This is a genomic window from Hoylesella nanceiensis DSM 19126 = JCM 15639 (assembly GCF_000379965.1).
Lineage (GTDB): Bacteria > Bacteroidota > Bacteroidia > Bacteroidales > Bacteroidaceae > Prevotella > Prevotella nanceiensis.
Genome location: NZ_KB904327.1, coordinates 492581 through 510999 on the forward strand (window position 1 = coordinate 492581; position 18419 = coordinate 510999).

At 34.5% G+C, this 18419-nt stretch carries 16 protein-coding genes and 1 tRNA gene; 5 read left to right on the forward strand and 12 right to left on the reverse strand.

What is annotated here, in order from left to right; all coding sequences use genetic code 11:
* Nucleotides 1-17 precede the first annotated feature (17 nt).
* The 7 genes from A3GM_RS0102060 to menA all read right to left on the reverse strand — a co-directional run bounded on the left by A3GM_RS0102060 (nt 18) and on the right by menA (nt 5437).
* Nucleotides 18-941 carry a DMT family transporter gene (locus A3GM_RS0102060; RefSeq protein WP_018361725.1) on the reverse strand — a complete coding sequence of 308 codons (924 nt, stop codon included), beginning with the start codon at nt 939-941 and terminating at the stop codon, nt 18-20.
* 295 nt (nt 942-1236) lie between these two features.
* Nucleotides 1237-1312, reverse strand: a tRNA-His gene (locus A3GM_RS0102065).
* An 89-nt stretch (nt 1313-1401) separates the two neighbouring features.
* Complete coding sequence (secG, locus tag A3GM_RS0102070; RefSeq protein ID WP_018361726.1) at nt 1402-1791, reverse strand: preprotein translocase subunit SecG; 390 nt, start codon at nt 1789-1791, stop codon at nt 1402-1404.
* An 11-nt stretch (nt 1792-1802) separates the two neighbouring features.
* A complete protein-coding gene (locus tag A3GM_RS0102075) occupies nt 1803-2552 on the reverse strand; it encodes a hypothetical protein (protein ID WP_025829694.1) in 750 nt (249 codons plus the stop codon).
* Nucleotides 2553-2574: 22 nt separating this feature from the next.
* A complete protein-coding gene (gene lptE, locus A3GM_RS0102080) occupies nt 2575-3129 on the reverse strand; it encodes an LPS assembly lipoprotein LptE (protein WP_018361728.1) in 555 nt (184 codons plus the stop codon).
* On the reverse strand, nt 3110-4372 hold the full coding sequence (locus A3GM_RS0102085; protein WP_018361729.1) for a sigma-54 interaction domain-containing protein: 1263 nt from the start codon (nt 4370-4372) through the stop codon (nt 3110-3112). Before A3GM_RS0102085 ends, lptE begins: the two co-directional genes overlap by 20 nt.
* Nucleotides 4373-4531: 159 nt before the next feature.
* Entirely contained in the window at nt 4532-5437 is a 906-nt protein-coding gene (gene menA, locus A3GM_RS0102090) for a 1,4-dihydroxy-2-naphthoate octaprenyltransferase (protein ID WP_018361730.1), read from the reverse strand.
* 56 nt (nt 5438-5493) lie between these two features.
* Between menA and A3GM_RS0102095 the strand changes: the two genes are divergently transcribed.
* Nucleotides 5494-6120 (forward strand): HD domain-containing protein, encoded by a 627-nt coding sequence (locus A3GM_RS0102095; RefSeq protein WP_018361731.1) that lies wholly within the window; start codon nt 5494-5496, stop codon nt 6118-6120.
* 206 nt (nt 6121-6326) lie between these two features.
* On the opposite strand, the gene rprY is transcribed toward A3GM_RS0102095, so the two are convergent.
* From rprY to A3GM_RS0102120, 5 genes are all read right to left on the reverse strand, one after another.
* Nucleotides 6327-7025, reverse strand: a complete 699-nt coding sequence (gene rprY, locus A3GM_RS0102100; RefSeq protein WP_018361732.1) for a response regulator transcription factor RprY — start codon at nt 7023-7025, stop codon at nt 6327-6329.
* Between the two features lie 5 nt (nt 7026-7030).
* Nucleotides 7031-8590 (reverse strand): sensor histidine kinase, encoded by a 1560-nt coding sequence (locus tag A3GM_RS0102105; protein WP_025829691.1) that lies wholly within the window; start codon nt 8588-8590, stop codon nt 7031-7033.
* A gap of 132 nt (nt 8591-8722) precedes the next feature.
* The gene (locus A3GM_RS0102110; RefSeq protein WP_018361734.1) at nt 8723-9295 is read right to left on the reverse strand and encodes an anthranilate synthase component II; all 573 of its coding nucleotides are present in this window, start codon (nt 9293-9295) and stop codon (nt 8723-8725) included.
* 15 nt (nt 9296-9310) lie between these two features.
* Nucleotides 9311-10006: a hypothetical protein gene (locus A3GM_RS0102115; protein ID WP_018361735.1), complete on the reverse strand. Its 696-nt coding sequence runs from the start codon at nt 10004-10006 to the stop codon at nt 9311-9313.
* Between the two features lie 985 nt (nt 10007-10991).
* The gene (locus A3GM_RS0102120) at nt 10992-11843 is read right to left on the reverse strand and encodes a patatin-like phospholipase family protein (RefSeq protein WP_018361736.1); all 852 of its coding nucleotides are present in this window, start codon (nt 11841-11843) and stop codon (nt 10992-10994) included.
* An 86-nt stretch (nt 11844-11929) separates the two neighbouring features.
* Between A3GM_RS0102120 and A3GM_RS0102125 the strand changes: the two genes are divergently transcribed.
* The 4 genes from A3GM_RS0102125 to A3GM_RS0102145 all read left to right on the forward strand — a co-directional run bounded on the left by A3GM_RS0102125 (nt 11930) and on the right by A3GM_RS0102145 (nt 18173).
* Entirely contained in the window at nt 11930-13324 is a 1395-nt protein-coding gene (locus tag A3GM_RS0102125; protein WP_018361737.1) for an aminopeptidase P family protein, read from the forward strand.
* A 78-nt stretch (nt 13325-13402) separates the two neighbouring features.
* Entirely contained in the window at nt 13403-14605 is a 1203-nt protein-coding gene (locus A3GM_RS0102130) for a C1 family peptidase (RefSeq protein ID WP_018361738.1), read from the forward strand.
* 358 nt (nt 14606-14963) lie between these two features.
* A complete protein-coding gene (locus tag A3GM_RS0102135) occupies nt 14964-15767 on the forward strand; it encodes a GEVED domain-containing protein (protein WP_018361739.1) in 804 nt (267 codons plus the stop codon).
* A gap of 402 nt (nt 15768-16169) precedes the next feature.
* The gene (locus A3GM_RS0102145; RefSeq protein ID WP_018361741.1) at nt 16170-18173 is read left to right on the forward strand and encodes a sialate O-acetylesterase; all 2004 of its coding nucleotides are present in this window, start codon (nt 16170-16172) and stop codon (nt 18171-18173) included.
* Nucleotides 18174-18419 lie beyond the last annotated feature (246 nt).

Here is an 18419-nt window from a genome sequence, read left to right on the forward strand (position 1 = left end):
GCAGAAGTCTCTTCAAATCAGCGAGAAGAAGACATATCTCGCTTTGATTTTGAACGCACAACAAGCCAAACTCCTATAAAAATAAGGACTACAGCAATAAAATGGTTGAATGTTAACGCTGCTAATCCCAAAGAAACACTCACTATGGTAGCCACAACTGGTTGCATATAGTTATACATGCTCACTACAGTAGGACGTAAGACACGTTGTCCTGAGATCATCAATAAATAGCAAATAAAGGTTCCAAACACTACAACATACCCTACTTCTAAGTAGGTTTTTAGCGATATTTGTGAAAAAGATATCGCTTGAATGCTGGGAAAGGCGAACGGGAACAACAGCAGTGTAGCCCAAAGAAACATCCATTTATTAATGGTAAAGACAGAATAACGCTTTACAAGTTTATTAAAAATGGTAAGATAGAGCGTATAAGACAATTGAGCTCCTAGACATAGGAGGTCTCCTTTGATACTTCCTACCCCATTAACTCCAGCCATTCGCAAACTTGTTGAGATCAATAACACAGCCCCTGAAAATCCAAGAGCTACCCCTATTGCCTTTTTAGGAGTGATCGGCTCTTTCAAAATCAAAGCTGAAAGTATCAAAGCAAAGATAGGCATTGTGGTAGTTATGATGCCAGCATTAATGGGAGAGGTAAGACTTAAGCCTATGGTATAGCAACATTGATTACAAATTAAGCCCAAGATAGCAGCTAACATAAAAAGGAAAATGTCTTTTCGGCATACATTCTCTTTCTGAACAAATAAAGAAGCAAGCCAAAAGAGTGTAGCTCCTCCTAGAATACGGAACATCACTAATGCTACTCCATTTATACCATTATTCATTGCATCTTTACCTAAAGGGGCCATTAACCCCCAAAATGTTGCAGCACCTAACAAACTAAAGTGCGCAAAAAGAGGTTGCTTTGTATTTTGATTCATATTTGTTCTGTTCATTATATATTAACCTCGGAAGATGAACTTTTTACTTCTAAATACTTACTTCATTCACATTAAATATAATAGTATAGCTTCTCGCCTACAATAGCATTGCTATTAAGATGTAATTCTACTTCTTTTAGAATGCAATATCACAGCATTTTACTTTCACTATCATTTTATTTAAACTATGCCTACTATGATTGAAAGTCAGAATTTCAAGTAAATCAGCTCACAATTCACATCAATAAAAAAAGGAATTATGCCTTTTCGTGACACAATTCCTTTCTAATTTGTTGGGTGGTAGATGGGACTCGAACCCACGACATTCAGAACCACAATCTGACGCTCTAACCAACTGAACTACAACCACCGTGTAAATACTTCCCTGTTGAAAGCGAGTGCAAAGTTAAGGGATTTACTTGAAACTACCAAATAAATCCCTATATTTTTTATAAAATTTCTATTTTGCAGGTGTTTTAGGTGCCTGTTGAGTTGCTTGAGGAGCAACATCACCGGTTGCAGGCGCTGTAGTTGGTGTTGAAGTTGCACCAAATCCTGGAGTTGTATTTGGATTTGTTGCAGGCGCTTCAGTAGACATTCTTTCCACAGCACTCTCTTCTGTTGCAGCTTTAGGTGCTACATAAGCACATACTACGCTAAGAACTACCATCGAAACAGCTAAAATCCAAGTTGTTTTTTCTACTACATCTGTTGTTTTACGCACTCCCATAATAGAGTTGCTAGATGAGAAGTTAGAAGCTAGACCTCCACCTTTAGATTCTTGTATCAATACAATAGCAATCATAAAGAAAGAAGCTAACAGGATTAGGATAATAAATAATGTGTACATCTTTTGTTTGTTTATTTATTTTTATTATTAAGTATCAATTTCTCTAAGAAACGTAATTGATCTGCAAAGTAAACATTTTTTTTTGGATAATTCAAATATAAACGCTTAATTATTTCAATTGCACGTTCATATTGTCCTTGTTTTATATATATTTTTGCAAGAGTTTCAGTGAGATAACCTTCTTCAGAGAGCGTTTTATTTTCGTCATTACCCTCTAATTGAGGGATATATTCAGGCTCATCTTTCAGTTGAATGCGTCCAGGTTCTTTGTTGATAAAGTTATCTATCAAGCTTTGTCCCTTCATAATCGACTCGCCTTCTTTCTTATTCTTTTCCTCTTCGCTTTCTATTTCTAAAAGATATGAAACATAATCAACCGCTGCATCTGCAGGAGTTGGTTTTCTTTGAGGTTCTTTTTTCTCCTCTTCTTCTGGAATAGACTCTAAGAAAGTGTCGATAAGACTAATCGTTCTGTTGCCGTCTTGAATAGCCTCTTCTTGATTGCTTACCAACTTTGACTCTTTCTTTAAACGATAATGAACAGCCTCTACCAATTCAAAAAGAACTTTTTTATCTGTTAAATAGATGGCAGAACGACGCAATTCCTCATCAAAAGAAGAATCATGAAGAATATAAAGGTTTTTCAACATCAACAAACGAGCAGGTTGGTAATAAGGATAGATGGCAAGAAAACTGCGTAAATCATACAGCGTTTCCCTACTCATTGTTTCCGGATGCTCTATTAAATAACTAATATCCATTATTCAACTTCTTCTTTCTTTATTACCAATTAGCCACTGTGGCATTGAAAATTTGCTCGGTTAAGTCTTTCACCATCTGTGTAACTAGCTCTTCTTGAACAGAACTTAGGTTACGAGTTGTTTCGTAAGACTGTGACGCAGTGAATTGACGTTCGAAGTCTTCGCTGTGATTTTTATTATTGATAAAGCGAACATTCACAGTGATAGAAAGTTCAGTTTGAGCCGAATAACCTTCACTTGAAACCGATTTATTACGTTGCGAATATTGCGTAATCTCTCCCTCTATCTTTAAATCTCCATTTCTTTTCACTTGAACAAGGCGTGTATGGTTAGCATAAATATCTTTTAATTCATTATTAAAGATAGACGCCATTGGTCCCCACACATAGGTTGAGCGAATGGGGAAGTCGTTAATTTGAATGGTCTTTGTCTTTGTATAATCTATACTCGCACCATTAAACTTATAAGAAACAGAACATGCGAACAATAAGACACAAGTTAATAACAAGGGAAGCAGAGCAAAAACTACTCCTCTTAAACCTTTAGTTCTGTTTATATTATTCTTCATCAAGTCCATATTGTCTTATTCTTCTATATAAAGTTCTATCAGAAATGCCCAAATCTCTTGCTGCTTTCTTTCTATTTCCTCCATTCTTTTCAAGGGCCTCTACTACCATTTTACGCTCAAAATCGTTCAGATTTAAGCTTTTAGGTTCCGCAATTTCTTCTGCTTCAGCATCTACGATTGGCAAAGGATTCAATGTAACGGCATGGTGTCTTACCACTGGATGCACCTCAGACGCAGGAAGATGTTCTTCTTCATTAGCAACACTTGAAAGCTTTGCGTTAAACCCTCCAACACTATTTAGGTGTTGTGTTTCGTCTAATTGCTTACGCAAATTAGCCATTTCTTGGCGCAAATCACTCACATTTCCACGTAGTTCGTAAAGAATTTTATACAGAATCTCACGTTCACTTTCATACGAGTGAGATCCATTTTTTGATATTGGAGCTAGCTCTGTGCTTTCAGGGTCCTCTGGAATGAATTGAGTTAAAGCCTTTGCATCAATTTCTCTTTCAGTACTAAGCACCGACATTTGTTCCGTTATGTTTTTAAGCTGTCTTACATTTCCTGGCCACTTATAACGCAACATCATTGCCTTTGCATCTTCTGTCAATGTTATTTTAGGCAAATGATAGGTTTCTGCCATCTGCATAGCAAACAAACGGAAGAGTAAAAGTATATCATTTCCTCGATCTCTTAATGGTGGAATTTGAATAGGAATGGTGTTTAAGCGATAATAAAGGTCTTCTCTGAATCGTCCTTCACTAATTGCTTTACGCATATTTACATTAGTTGCAGCAACTATGCGCACATCGGTTTTTAATATTTTTTGCCCTCCTACTTTTATATACTCACCTGTTTCAAGAACTCTCAACAATCGAGCTTGAGTAGCAATGGGCAACTCTCCCACTTCATCTAAGAAGATTGTACCCTTATTTGCGATACCAAAATAGCCTTCACTTTCGCCAATTGCGCCTGTAAAAGAGCCCTTTTCGTGTCCAAAAAGCTCACTATCTATTGTACCTTCAGGTATCGAACCACAGTTTATTGCAAAGTATTTCTCCCTGCGTCGTGTTGAGTTATCATGAATAATGCGTGGAATAATTTCTTTACCCACACCACTTTCACCAATAATAAGCACAGAAAGATCGGTAGATGCAACCTGCAAAGCCACATCTAAAGCCCTATTTAAGCCATCACTATTACCAACAACATTATAGCGTTGTTTTATATTTTGCAAATCTGAAGTGTTCATTTTGTTACAAAATTACGCATTTTATTTGAATTAGAGATTTAGAATATAGGTCTTTTTCTCTTTTTTAAGAGAAGAAATTTTAGCTATGTTCACATATACAAATGTAAACACTCTCCTATATTTCGCTAAGAAACCAAATCTAAATCTCTGCGGAAAGCTCTACCCTAACAATATTCCAAGAGAGAGTAACAAGCCATAAATAAAGATGTTTCGAGCCGTTTTCCCCAAGACTTTATTTAATTCTTTTCCTTTATCAATGGTCTTCATTTCGATAAAGGTAGATATATGAAAAGGTAAAAACAATAGTGGTAAAAGACAAGCCATGAGGTTTGAATGAATAAGGAACAAACCTCCAAGTAATAAGACTGCTACTCCTATTCCACAATACAAAACCAATGTATTTTTCTTACCAATGTAAACCACCAGTGTTTTCTTTCCTGCAGCCTTGTCATTATCTATATCTCTGAAGTTATTTACAATCAAAAGTAAATCTATTACCAATCCACAATTAATAGCAGAAACAACTACATCTAGATTAAATATCGTAGAGCCAGGTAGGGCAACTAGATAATATGTAGCTAAAACTGGAACCAATCCAAAGAATACTAAAACAAGAACATCACCTAATCCCCAGTAAGATAAATGTGTTGTATATAGGAAACAGAAGACAACACATGCTAATCCTAGAAGAATAAGCTGATAACCTCCGAAGAAAATAAGGGGAAATCCAATTGCACTCGCTATAATTGTGGTTAGAATTATTGCATGAAACATACTTCTAGGTTTTATCCAACCTTGGGCACAAGCACGCTTAGGGCCTAATCGAGTTTCGTTATCATTACCTCGTTTAAAATCGAAATAATCATTAATAAAATTCGCATCAATCTGCATAACAATAGCAAATGCAAAACAAAGAACCAGTGGTAGTGTATTTACATCGTGTCCTCCATGCACAAAAGCCCATGCAGCTCCAATACAAACGGGAATTATTGCACTGATCAAAGTTTTGGGACGAGTGGCAAGTAGCCATGCTTTCCAAGAGTTCTCTGCTATTCTCTGTTCCATAATATTGCAAAAATAAACATTTAATTGTATATTTGCAAAATAATAACGGCAGATTTATGAGCAGTAGAGAGGTAAACTTAGAGCTAATGTCATTTGTAGAAACCAACATTCTTCCACAATATAATGACCTTGAATCACATCACGGGTTAAGTAAAATTCTAAACATAATAAAGCAGAGTTTACAGCTTGCAAGAGTCACAACGGCCGATATCAACATGGCTTATACTATTGCTGCGTATCATGATTTAGGACTAAATGGGCCTAAAGCGATACACCACATCACAGGAGGAAAAATATTATCTAAAGACGCCCGCTTACTAAATTGGTTCTCAAAAGAACAAATTACAACCATGAAAGAGGCCATTGAAGACCATAGAGCATCGATGGCTCATGCCCCAAGAAGCATATATGGTTGTATTATTGCTGAGTCTGTGCGAGATTTAACTCTGGAAACGGTATTTAAAGACACTATAACTGCAATTCGCCTTCAATATCCCAACGCTACAAAAGAAGAGGTATTTAGATATTTCAAGAAACATATCACTGCCAAATATTCTGTTAATGGCTACATTCGTTTATGGATTCCTAACTCTAATAACGCAAAGGGACTAAGCGAAATAAGACGTGTTATTGAATCGGAAGTAGAGCTTCAGAATACTTTTAATCACTACTTTGATTTATAAACCCTAAACAGCAAAACGAAATAGCATTGACTTTGAATTGTAATAACAATGCTTTTAGAATACAAACACAGTGAGTTTATAATATAAAAAGATGCTTTTTAAAGGATAGAGGCAAGCCTTCAAGGAAGAAACAGAATACATATATTTTCTAATATATCTACAAAAGAAAAGAGCTTGATATGTGTTTATCAAGCTCTTTTACTTTATTAATCTTGTTCGGGAGTAATAAGTTTGTATCCCTTACCATGAATATTAATGATTTCTATTTGATCATCATCTTTCAAATGCTTACGCAATTTGGTAATATAAACGTCCATTGAACGAGCATTGAAATAATTATCGTCAATCCAAATAGTCTTCAAAGCAAAGTCACGTTGCAAAATTTCGTTTGCATGTGAGCAAAGTAAAGCCAACAATTCATTTTCTTTTGTAGTAAGCTTTGTTTGCTTATCGCCAATAGTTAGCAATTGCTTCTGTGTATCGAAAGTAAATCTACCGATGTTATACAATGTACTTTCTTTGTTTTTCTTGCCATGTACACGACGTAGAATTGCTTCAATACGGAATACCAACTCTTCCATAGAGAATGGCTTGGTGATATAATCGTCTGCACCAATCTTGAAACCTTCTAAGATATCCTCCTTTAATGTCTTTGCAGTAAGGAAAATAATAGGCATTTCTGCATTCGATTGTCTTATCTCTTGTGCAAGAGTGAAACCATCTTTTTTAGGCATCATCACGTCAAGCACGCAAATATCAAACTTACTTTTCAAAAATTCTTTATATCCAGCTTCACCATCTGGGCAAAGAGTTGCTGCGTAACCTTTTGCTTGTAGATATTCTCTAAGCAACATTCCTAGGTTTTCATCGTCTTCACACAATAGGATTTTTAATTTGTCTTCCATAATTTTTAATTTTTAATTATTGGTAATTTAATTGTAAATGTCGTTCCCTTTCCATATTCACTCTCAACAGTTATTTCACCACCATTGATGTCTACAATCTGCTTAACGTATGCAAGTCCTAATCCAAAGCCTTTCACGTCGTGCACATTGCCTGTGTGAACACGGTAGAATTTATCAAATATTTTTTTAAGATTATCTCTCTTTATTCCTAAACCAGTATCTCTTATTGAGAGCATAATGGCATCTTCTTCATTCCAAGTCTTCAAGAAAACATCGAGCGGAGTATCGGGTTTACGATATTTAACCGCATTATCTAGAAGATTGAAAATTACGTTTTGGAAGTGCATCTCATCAACATATACCGTTGAATCAACCGCCTCTACCTCTGTATATATCTTTCCTCCTGTATGCTCTACACGCAGAGTAAAGGTGTTTGCAATATTATAAACCATCTCATTTAAATCCAGTTCTTTAGATTTATAGATAGCTCTATTCTTGTCAAACATAGACATCTGAAGTACTTTCTCAACCAAAAAGCGTAGGCGTTTCGACTCATCATTAATCACAGTCCCTATGTGTTTAAGCATAAGTGGACTTTTACCTATCGACTCATCATTAAGCATCTGAGCTGCGAGTGAAATGCTCGAGATGGGCGTTTTCAACTCGTGAGTCATATTATTGATAAAGTCATTCTTCAGTTCAGTGTACTTTTTCTGTCTGAATATGATAACTATCGTAAATATAAATGTGATTAATAGCACCACAGTAAATATCAACGATGGAATTACAAACCACACAGAAGAGTAAATATACTTATCCATTTCAGGGAAATGAATACGCACAATACCTATCTTTGCCTGTGGATCATTCCTAAACAGAACTTGAGAATAGCTATATTCTTCACCTGCATCACTATAATCGGGGCATCGATATACTTCTCGTCCATCTTGAGTTGAAACAATGAAATGATAAGGAATGTCTATTCCATAATTCATTAATTCAGCCTTAAGGTCTTGATCTAGAAGCTTAAAGTTAATTCTTTCCTTCAACGGTTTCTCTGAAGCTGAATAAAGTATTGAGTAAACAACCTCGTCAAGTAAGCCTTTCTGATAAATGTATCTACTCTTTACTAATTCCTGAAACGACCTTGATGCCTCTGTTATAGAATTCTTATCTCTACCCAAAATCATTCCCTTTGGAATTTTTGAGGGGCGTATTGTTATCGTCTTTAACTCGAATGAAGAATAAACTGTTCCGTCTTTGCCTGTAACCGAGTATTGATGAGAATGCTGAATGGCTTTTCCTCCTTTCTTAGATACCGCATTTATCGAATCTCGAATAAAGGCTTTACGCTCTGTTTCGTTTATATCTTTTTCAAGATAACGCAACGTTTCATTGAGTTCTAAATTCTTTGAGGCTTGATATAAAGCACGATTCACCGATTCGTTGAATTGCTCTTTCTTCATTTGCACCATTCGTTGCATGTATTGCAACTGCAAAAAGAGTAGTGCAAGGAAAGAAAATCCCATGATAACTGCTATTATTCCTATCGTCCTCTTTTTCATATTGGCAAATATACGACAAAGAGTAACACTTTAACAACATAACGTTAATAAAATGCTTTATATTTTATTATGTTAACAAAATACATTGATTTAATTTCAAATATACAATTATCTATCTTATAAAAGCTCTATTTAAACAAATAAAGAAATCCAATTAGACATCATCTTCTCTCCTTGAGGCGTCAAAATACTCTCTGGATGAAATTGTATTCCACATATATTATAATAGGTATGCTGCAATCCCATTATAATATGATCATCGGTTTGGGCAGTAATTTTTAAAGAATTAGGAAGACTTTCGCTATCAACAGCCCAACTATGATAACGCCCTACGGATATTTTTGAGGGCATTTCACGAAAAAGAACATTGCTATTATCTACCGAAAGCAGTGAAGTTATACCATGAAAGACATCATTTAAATTGTATAATTGTGCTCCAAAATATTGCGCAATAGCTTGATGCCCCAAACAAATACCAAGAATTGACTTCGTTTGAGCATACTTTTCTAATAAAGAAGTAATATTGGGATAATCTAAAGGCAAACCAGGGCCAGGACCAATAATGAGTTTTTGATAATTATCTAAAAGATTTATATCTAAAGAAAGACTATCAAATACATCTACTCCACTCCCCGTTTGTTCAATTAAATATTTGATGTTATAAGTAAACGAGTCGTGATTATCTATTAGAGCAATGTTTTTCATTCTTTCAACAGCTGCCTATCTTGCTAACACCTGCTGTAAAGATTGTAGCTTTTCAATATCTTTTAAACCTTCTTCTGTTTCAATTTCAGCATCTACATTCAATCCCAAGAAAGCTTCATTCTTTATTTCTTTTAAGGCATTTACTACGCTTTCGTCAGCAGCCCCACCAACAAAGAAAGGAAGAGAAGATGCAAAGTTATTCAAAGCTTCAACTGTTTTTGAAATCTCTTGAGATACTAATAAAGTGGGATTGAGTTTAAAAAATATCATATCGGCATGACCTCCAAAAGGCAAAGCCTTATCGAGTTCATCGTAAGAATTTACCTCTATTGTTTTTATAACGTCTAAAGATGGAGCAATATCACCTATAACTGTAGTTTTTAAATTGTCGATCATCACTGTATTTTCATCACCATTTAGTTGAACTCCATTAAGTTTAAAGTTATAGATACGTGTGATTATGTTTTGAGGCATATCGTCTTTAAATACTCCAAAGACCTTTACATTGGCAAAAGATAGAATGTCTTTATTTTTCTTTATGGCATCAACTTGAAGAGAACTGTAGTCTGGCTGTATTCCACTATTAGAAGAATACATCTTTACAAAACGTGGATTTCCTTTTTCAAAGTTTAATCCAATCATTGCAACACCTTGTTCTATCACGGCACGAATATTCTCTTTTTCGTACACTCCGCACACCTTTAATATCATAAAACGTTATTTTGTCCTTTGAAATTTACTTACTTTTATCTCTATCAATAATGATATTAATGCAAAGATATAGTGTTTATTCTAAAATAAAGAGGATTAATGCAAGATTTTTAAGGATGGAGATTATAACCAAAGGGATAATTTACACTTTATTTATACTTGAAAACATTATCATATTTGTATAACCAAGATTACTAAAACTAGATCAAAGAATACATCTATTTTATATATAAAATCATCACATAACACAAATTCAACAAGCATAATAACCTTTATATACTCAGCTAATTCATCTCCAACTTCATCAAACCTTTTTCCTTCTTCTATCCTACTCTATACTCATCATAAAACAAGTGGCAAATAGTTATAGATGAATATGATTTCCTCCTCTCAATAAAAGCATAACTTTTACATCACAATAACATTGCTTTAACCCTCTAATATCAATGCTTTTAAAGGTCAAAAGCAGTACTTTTAAATTTGAAATAAAATGGCATGGAAATAATATTTAATAAGAGTAGAAAATGAAAGTGGTAAATAAAGAATTACTTCGACAATAAAACATACTTTTCTCAATAATGAAAAAGATAAGTTGAAGTATTCTTTTACAATCAAGAATGAACCTAAACAGAAAATAACTGATAAGAAACTACGTTATAAAACTCTAAAACAGAATACATATAGATGATGATTCCACTCATAAAGTACGCAACTCCAACAGCCTATTTAGACATCATTATAAAGTAAGAAAAATCATATTTCTATTATAAATAGTAAACGTAACCTCCCCCCTCTTTTAATCATTTTATGAATTACAAAATATAGTTTAAGTATATATTTATATTAAATCAACTTATACATTGGATTTAAATAAGTTACAAAAGTACAGCAACAGTCCATTAAAGAGAGTATTAAAACAACGAAAATGGGACCCAAAGGAAACCTTGAGTCCCACTATTATATCTTAAAGAACAAAGAATTATTATTATCTTTTATCCCAATATTCTTGACAAAACAATTCTCCTTGCTCAAAACCTTCTTCGTATAAATCTTCAAGTTTTGTAACATCACGTTCTATTCTATCTACTTCTAAAGGATGAACAGGACGAATACATACTATTTTTCCTTCATTTTCGAGTTGCTCTATCAAATCTAATTGCGCATTATATACGGCAACTCTCCTACTTAAAGCCACTCTAAGACGAGGATAATTCTTATAGATAAAACGAGGAATTTTATAGTCTTTCGATGTATTTCGATAACCTCTATTTCGTGTAAGCACCACAACATTGGTAGGATGTCCCTTTTCTATTGATCTAAGAACAGGAATACTATCAACAATTCCACCATCAAGCATAGGAATTCCGTCGACTGTTACAATCTTACTTACATAGGGTAAACTCGACGAAGCCTTTACAATATCAAGTGTTCTTTGCTTGTCTTGCTTATCAACAAGATACATTGCCTCCCCCGTTAAGCAGTTAGTTGTAACCATTTCAAACGTTGCGGGATTTTTAAAATAGGTGTCAAAATCATAAGGAAGATAATCGTTTGGCAAATCATCGTATAACAATTTCTGATCAAAAATACATCCTTGAGAAAATAAATGTCTAAGTCCAATATAGTCATAACGTGCTAAAAAATCAATATTTGTCATTCTAGCACGACGATATTGCTTACTCATATACGACATTCCGTTGCCTGCTCCTGCCGAAACTGCAACGACATAATCAAAGTAAAGATTATGTTTCATGAATGCATCTAATACACCACTGGTGAAAACTCCACGCATCCCACCTCCCTCTAGTACAAGTCCTACGTCTGATGTGATATTCATAAGAATACAATTAAAGTTGTTACAAAGTTACATAAATTGAACTATTTTTCGTAACTTTGCGATATATATTAAATAAATCTTTTAATATGTTTGACAAAAATACATACATCAAACGCCGTGAAACGCTAAAGAAGCTGGTTAAAAGTGGCATTATCATATTATTTGGCAATAACGAATCGCCTTGTAATTACCCTAATAATGCTTACTCACCATTCAGGCAAGACTCTTCATTTCTTTATTACTTTGGTGCTAATAGAGATGGATTAGTAGGAATTATAGATATTGACAACAACACAGAAACACTTATTGGCAATGACATTGACATTGATGATATTGTGTGGATGGGTCCTGTTGACTCGGTTAAAGATATGGCTTCGGCTGCAGGAGTGGAGCAAACTGCTCCTTTTAAAGAGCTAAAACATATTTGTTGTGAGGCTTTAAAGAATAAAAGAGATATTCATTTCCTTCCTCCTTATAGGTCGGATATTATGATTTTGATATACGATCTCTTAGGTATTCATCCTAATCAACAAAAAGAAAAGGCATCTTTATCACTTATAAAGGCTGTTGTTAAGATGCGTTCTGTTAAAGAACAGCAAGAAATTGAAGAACTTGAACGTGCTTTCGAGATCGGATATTTGATGCATACAACTGCTATGAAGCTTACAAGAGAAGGGGTTACAGAGAAGTTTATCAGTGGACAACTCGATGGAATTGCTAACTCTTATGGTTCAAAGGTTAGTTTCTCTACTATCTTTACACAAAGAGGTGAGATTCTACATGGCGCTCCTACAATGACAACTCTAAAGAATGGAAAGCTTGTTTTATGCGATTGTGGTGGCGAAACCATCAATAACTATTGTTCAGACCATACAAGAACATACCCTGTTAATGGCAAATTCACTCAAAAACAATTAGATATCTACTCTATTGTTGAGGCTGGTCACGACTTAGTTCTACAGATTGCGAAACCTGGTGTCAAATGGTTTGACGTTCACATGGACGTTTGTAGACTTATGACAACTCGCCTTAAGGAACTTGGTTTGATGAAAGGTGACGTTGAAGAGGCTGTTGCATCTGGAGCACACGCATTGTTCTTGCCTCACGGTTTAGGCCATATGATGGGAATGGACGTGCACGATATGGAGGGACTAGGACAAGTATATGTAGGTTATGACGATGAAATTCAACCTTCAACACAATTTGGAACTGGCTCACTTCGTATGGGTAGACGAATTGAAGAGAACTTTGTTATCACTGATGAACCTGGTATTTACTTTATTCCTGCACTTATTGACGAATGGAAAGCAAAGGGAATTGGAAAAGACTTCATTAACTTTGATGCTTTAGAACAATATAAAGACTTTGGAGGTATTCGCATTGAAGACGATGTTCTCATCACAAAAGACGGCTGTAGATTCATCGGAAACAAAGAAATTCCATATCATCCCAAAGACATTGAGGCTTTTATGAATCAATAATAGCTATTCAAAGCTAAAGAATATAGTAACACATTGGACTAATAAAACATATTATATAAATAGTAAAAACAGTAAAACATGAAAAAATTAATCATGCTAGCTGCACTTACATGCGCTATAACAGGCATGCAGGCAGAAACAAACAAAGACAGTATTAAAGCGGTTAAGCCAGTATTTACTGTCGTAAAAGCAAATAAGATTACAAGTATCAAAGACCAAAACAAGAGCGGAACTTGTTGGGCTTATTCAACAATCAGCTTCTTCGAAAGCGAAATCCTAAGAAAAACAGGTAAGACTTACGATTTAAGCGAAATGTTTGTTGCAGGTAAAACATACATGGATAGAGCAATTAAAGCTGTTCGCATGCACGGAGATGTTAGCTTTTCTGAAGGCGGTAGCGGTTATGATGTACAATATTGTTGGGAACATTACGGTATGGTTCCTGAGTCTGCTATGCCATTACCAGGTAAAATGATTGGTGATTCATTAGCAAACTTCTCTGAATTCTTTAGCGTTATGACTCCATACGTTGAGGCTGTAGCAAAGAATAAGTCATCAAAACTAACTCCAGCATGGAAGAATGGTTTACAAGGTATCATCGATTCATATCTTGGTAAAGCACCAACTTCGTTCCAATACGAAGGTAAAACATACACACCACAATCATTCGCTGCTAGCTTAGGATTGGATATGAAAGATTATATCAGCTTCACAAGCTACACACACCACCCATTCTGGACTGAATTTGCAGTTGAGGTACAAGACAACTGGCGTTGGCCAATGAGCTGGAACGTGCCCATCGACGACCTATGTAAAATCATTGACCACGCTATCATGAATGGTTATACAGTTATGTGGGGTGGAGATGTTACTGAAGATGGATTCACTCGCAAAGGTTTAGGTGTTGCTTATGACGTGAAGAAAGCACGCTCTATGGCTGGAACTGACGCTGATCGCTGGTTCAAACTATCAAGCACTGAAAAGAAAAGTAAGCTAGATGCTCTTGGAATTAATGCTCCTGAGATTGTACCAACACAAGAAATGAGACAAGAAGCTTTCGACAATTGGGAAACAACTGACGACCACGGAATGCACATTTATGGTATCGCTAAAGACCAAAACGGTAAAGAATACTACATGGTTAAGAACTCTTGGGGTACTTATGGCGACTATAAAGGAACATGGTATATGACAAAAGCATTCGTTGCTTACAAAACTATGGACTTCATTGTGAACAAAAATGCAGTTCCAAAGGATATCCGTAAAAAGATTGGTCTATAATAATTGCACCATAAACTATAAGTAAATACGCTTATAGTCACAATAAAAAGATAAATAATCTTAAGATTCTTCCACCTTATTATATATAAGGATCAAAGGAAAGGCTTAAGATTATTCATCTTTTTTATATCTACCTACTACCCTATAAAACTACAATACGAATAAAATATGAGTGTTAAATAAATATTTTAAAGGCTTTTATTTGTTTAATATCAATAAAACTATTACTTTTGTATTGAAATAAAACTACACATCTAAACTATACTAACAAAACAAACTAACAAGAATATGTAGATAGAACAAGATGTAAAACGAAGTAACTTAATAACAATTATTACAAATAAAAAAACAATCTATTATGAAAATGAAAATTTTTACTCCTCTTTTAAGTCTAGGTATGGCTTTATGTGCCTTTAACTTTGCACAAGCACAAAGCTACACACAACCTTATCAAACCGTTCCTGGTTATAAACATGCACCAAGCCAATCACTTTATAGCGTAAATGTAAGCATCGATGGTAATATTGTTATGTCATATACCGATGCAAATGGTAGACAACCATATAACTGGTTGCAAGACGAATATTCATTTACTGCAAAAAAAGGACAAGAAGTTACACTTGATGTTCGTTCTGGTATTTGGTCGTGGGACATTGCAATTGGTTTTGATTGGGATCATGATGGTACATTCGAAGACCAACAACGTGCTTTTTCTGAAGTAGGTTCTACAGCTTCAGAAACAAATAGTTCTTGGGGGCATTCACCTTATAACGAAAAGGCATATCGTGAAAGTCAACAAGCAACATTAGGACATCGTGGTGTAGTTCAACATACATTTAAATTCACTGTACCTGCAACAGCAAAAGCAGAGACCACAAGATTCCGTATTCTTTGTGATGGAAATGGTTATGCTAACGGAAGAACAGTACCTCCATTCAACTTAAATGACAAGGTAGGTTATGCTGGTTCTATGCACGATTTCGGTGTAACAATTGAAGAAGAAGCTGGTCCTGAAACAGGAATTATCAACACAACAGTAACAGATAATTCAAATAAACCAGTAGAAATCTACACTATAGATGGTCTTCGCCTTAACACTTCAGTAGATAAACTTACAAAAGGTATCTACATCATCAATGGTAAAAAGGTGGTTATTAGATAATCAATGAAGTTGCACTGCTACCCTATTTATATTTAAAATGGTGTAGTATATAAAATAAAGAAACAATAAAGGCAAAGATCCGCTATAACTTTCAGTTTTTAATAGGGTCTTTGCTTTTTTATTTTCACAGATAAATCAACCACAATAGCATTAATATAATACCTTGCAACATCTTTACGAGCAAGTAAAAACTATCATATTGCATGCTAATTGCTATCTTTTTGCATTTTAATTGCAATGCTATTAGAGACCAATAATAATGCATTTTGTGTAAGAAAGTCAAATTCTTTTATATCGCTTTATCATTATATACAACAATGTGTTGCCATTATTACCACGAATAAAAAAATAGATTATCATAGAAAAACAAACAAAACAATTTATTCTTTAATCCAAAACACTATGAAAAAACAAATTTTCTTTATGCTCCTTCTAATGAGTTGCATAATCACAAAAGCCCAAGTAAGGTTACAACCTCTATTTACTGACAATATGGTTTTACAGCAACAATCTCATGTTCCCATTTGGGGAGAAGACAAAGCAGGGAAAGAAATCACTATAATCACGTCTTGGGATAATCACAAATATAAAACAATTACAAGATCTAACGGAAGTTGGAAGATAACAGTAACAACCCCCAAAGCAGGTGGTCCTTATGAAATTACGTTCAATGATGGTAATATCGTAAAGCTAAAAAATGTTCTTATTGGTGAAGTTTGGCTATGTTCAGGACAATCAAACATGGAAATGCCTATTGTTGGCTGGGGAAATAACTATTTTAAAGAAGAACACAAAGATGCTGATAATCATCCAAACATACGACTCCTACAAGTTAATTTAGAAACAAGTTCACATCCTCAAACTCATTTTACAGCACGAAATGATGGATGGATGGTATGCAATTATGAGAACTTAGCAAACTTTTCTGCTACTGCTTATTTCTTCGGAAGAGACCTTGAACAGCATCTTAATGTACCAATTGGACTTATACAAACTTGCTGGGGGGGTACTACAATTGAAGCTTGGACAGGAAAAGAAGCACTAAAATTAGACCCTGACTTTATAAAAGACCTCAAACTATTATCTGATGTTCCAAGTTCAAAAGAAAATGCACTACAGGAATACAAAAGAAAGAAGCAAAAGTGGCAACAAGAAATTAATGAGAAAGATACAGGAATGAAGGGAAATAAGGCTATATGGGCTTCTCCCAAGATAAGCACTTACTCATGGAAGACAATACAAATTCCTTCTCCCTTTTCTCAACAAGGCCTAGATACTTTCGATGGTTTAATATGGATTAGACGTATAGTTGATATTCCATCATCTATGACAGGAAAAGATCTTACATTAAAATTAGGACCAATTGATGATAATGATATAACCTACTTTAATGGTATTGAAATCGGAAAAACAGAAGGATGGGATAAAGAGCGTATCTATAAAATCCCTTCAAATTTAGTAAAGCCTGGCAAGAATGTAATTGCTATACGTATTTTTGACAGAGAGAGAGATGGTGGATTATATGGAGATACTAATAAAATAAAGATCGAAAAAGTACAATCTAACCCTTTAGATTCAGTTATACAAGAAATAAATATCAGTGGGGAATGGCTTTATAAGATTAGTAAGCATATACAGGATATTCCTAATGAACCTATAAACCCAAATGATAATCCATGTTTTCCCACAGTACTCTACAATGCAATGATAAATCCACTTATACCTTATACGATAAAAGGAGTTATTTGGTATCAAGGAGAAGCCAATGCTAATAGAGCTTATCAATATCGACGCCTTCTGCCTTTAATGATAAACAACTGGCGCTCATCTTGGGGATACAAGTTCCCTTTCTATATTGTTCAACTTGCAAATTTCATGGAACATCATAGCGAACCAACTGAGTCAACATGGGCAGAACTACGTGAAGCACAACAAATGGCAACAGGATTAGATAATACAGGAATATCATGTACTATTGATATTGGTATGGAAAAAGATATACATCCAAGTAACAAACAGGACGTAGGACATCGGTTAGCTCTTATTGCAAGAGCAAAAAGCTATAACGAAAATATAGAATTTAGTGGCCCTACTTATAAAACACATGAAATAAAGGGAGACTCTATTCGTATTTATTTTGATCATACTAAAGGAGGATTAAAAACAAAAGACAATAACTCCCTCACAGGATTTGCTATAGCTGGCCCAGATAAAAGATGGTATTGGGCACATGCAACAATTGAAGGAAATAGTGTAATCGTAAAAAGTGATAATGTAAAAATTCCTATTGCAGTACGTTATGCATGGGCAGATAATCCAATCTGCAACTTATATAACGGCGAGAATCTTCCTGCTTTTCCCTTTAGAACCGACAATTGGAATGGAATAACTTATAATAAGAAATAAAACCACTTACCATAAATATACTATTAAATGGTATTTCTATCTTCACTATAAATAAATTCAATAGTCTCAAACTGACAATAATAAAGGAAGTATAGTAAACATTCTCTTAAAGATCTATTCTTTTCAAGACTAAGGAAGGAAGATAAAGGAAAAGTTTTCGGTTAGATATATTGCAAAATAAAAGGACTAATAATCAAAGAAAGTAGATAATGATATCTCTTAGTTGATTATTAGTCCTTTATATAA

Bases quoted from the DNA above. Each gene is read 5' to 3' on its own strand.
- A3GM_RS0102060 (WP_018361725.1), bottom strand. From the start codon at position 941: ATGAATCAAAATACAAAGCAACCTCTTTTTGCGCACTTTAGTTTGTTA.
- secG (WP_018361726.1), bottom strand. From the start codon at position 1,791: ATGTACACATTATTTATTATCCTAATCCTGTTAGCTTCTTTCTTTATG.
- A3GM_RS0102075 (WP_025829694.1), bottom strand. From the start codon at position 2,552: ATGGATATTAGTTATTTAATAGAGCATCCGGAAACAATGAGTAGGGAA.
- lptE (WP_018361728.1), bottom strand. From the start codon at position 3,129: ATGGACTTGATGAAGAATAATATAAACAGAACTAAAGGTTTAAGAGGA.
- A3GM_RS0102085 (WP_018361729.1), bottom strand. From the start codon at position 4,372: ATGAACACTTCAGATTTGCAAAATATAAAACAACGCTATAATGTTGTT.
- menA (WP_018361730.1), bottom strand. From the start codon at position 5,437: ATGGAACAGAGAATAGCAGAGAACTCTTGGAAAGCATGGCTACTTGCC.
- A3GM_RS0102095 (WP_018361731.1), top strand. From the start codon at position 5,494: ATGAGCAGTAGAGAGGTAAACTTAGAGCTAATGTCATTTGTAGAAACC.
- rprY (WP_018361732.1), bottom strand. From the start codon at position 7,025: ATGGAAGACAAATTAAAAATCCTATTGTGTGAAGACGATGAAAACCTA.
- A3GM_RS0102105 (WP_025829691.1), bottom strand. From the start codon at position 8,590: ATGAAAAAGAGGACGATAGGAATAATAGCAGTTATCATGGGATTTTCT.
- A3GM_RS0102110 (WP_018361734.1), bottom strand. From the start codon at position 9,295: ATGAAAAACATTGCTCTAATAGATAATCACGACTCGTTTACTTATAAC.
- A3GM_RS0102115 (WP_018361735.1), bottom strand. From the start codon at position 10,006: ATGATATTAAAGGTGTGCGGAGTGTACGAAAAAGAGAATATTCGTGCC.
- A3GM_RS0102120 (WP_018361736.1), bottom strand. From the start codon at position 11,843: ATGAATATCACATCAGACGTAGGACTTGTACTAGAGGGAGGTGGGATG.
- A3GM_RS0102125 (WP_018361737.1), top strand. From the start codon at position 11,930: ATGTTTGACAAAAATACATACATCAAACGCCGTGAAACGCTAAAGAAG.
- A3GM_RS0102130 (WP_018361738.1), top strand. From the start codon at position 13,403: ATGAAAAAATTAATCATGCTAGCTGCACTTACATGCGCTATAACAGGC.
- A3GM_RS0102135 (WP_018361739.1), top strand. From the start codon at position 14,964: ATGAAAATGAAAATTTTTACTCCTCTTTTAAGTCTAGGTATGGCTTTA.
- A3GM_RS0102145 (WP_018361741.1), top strand. From the start codon at position 16,170: ATGAAAAAACAAATTTTCTTTATGCTCCTTCTAATGAGTTGCATAATC.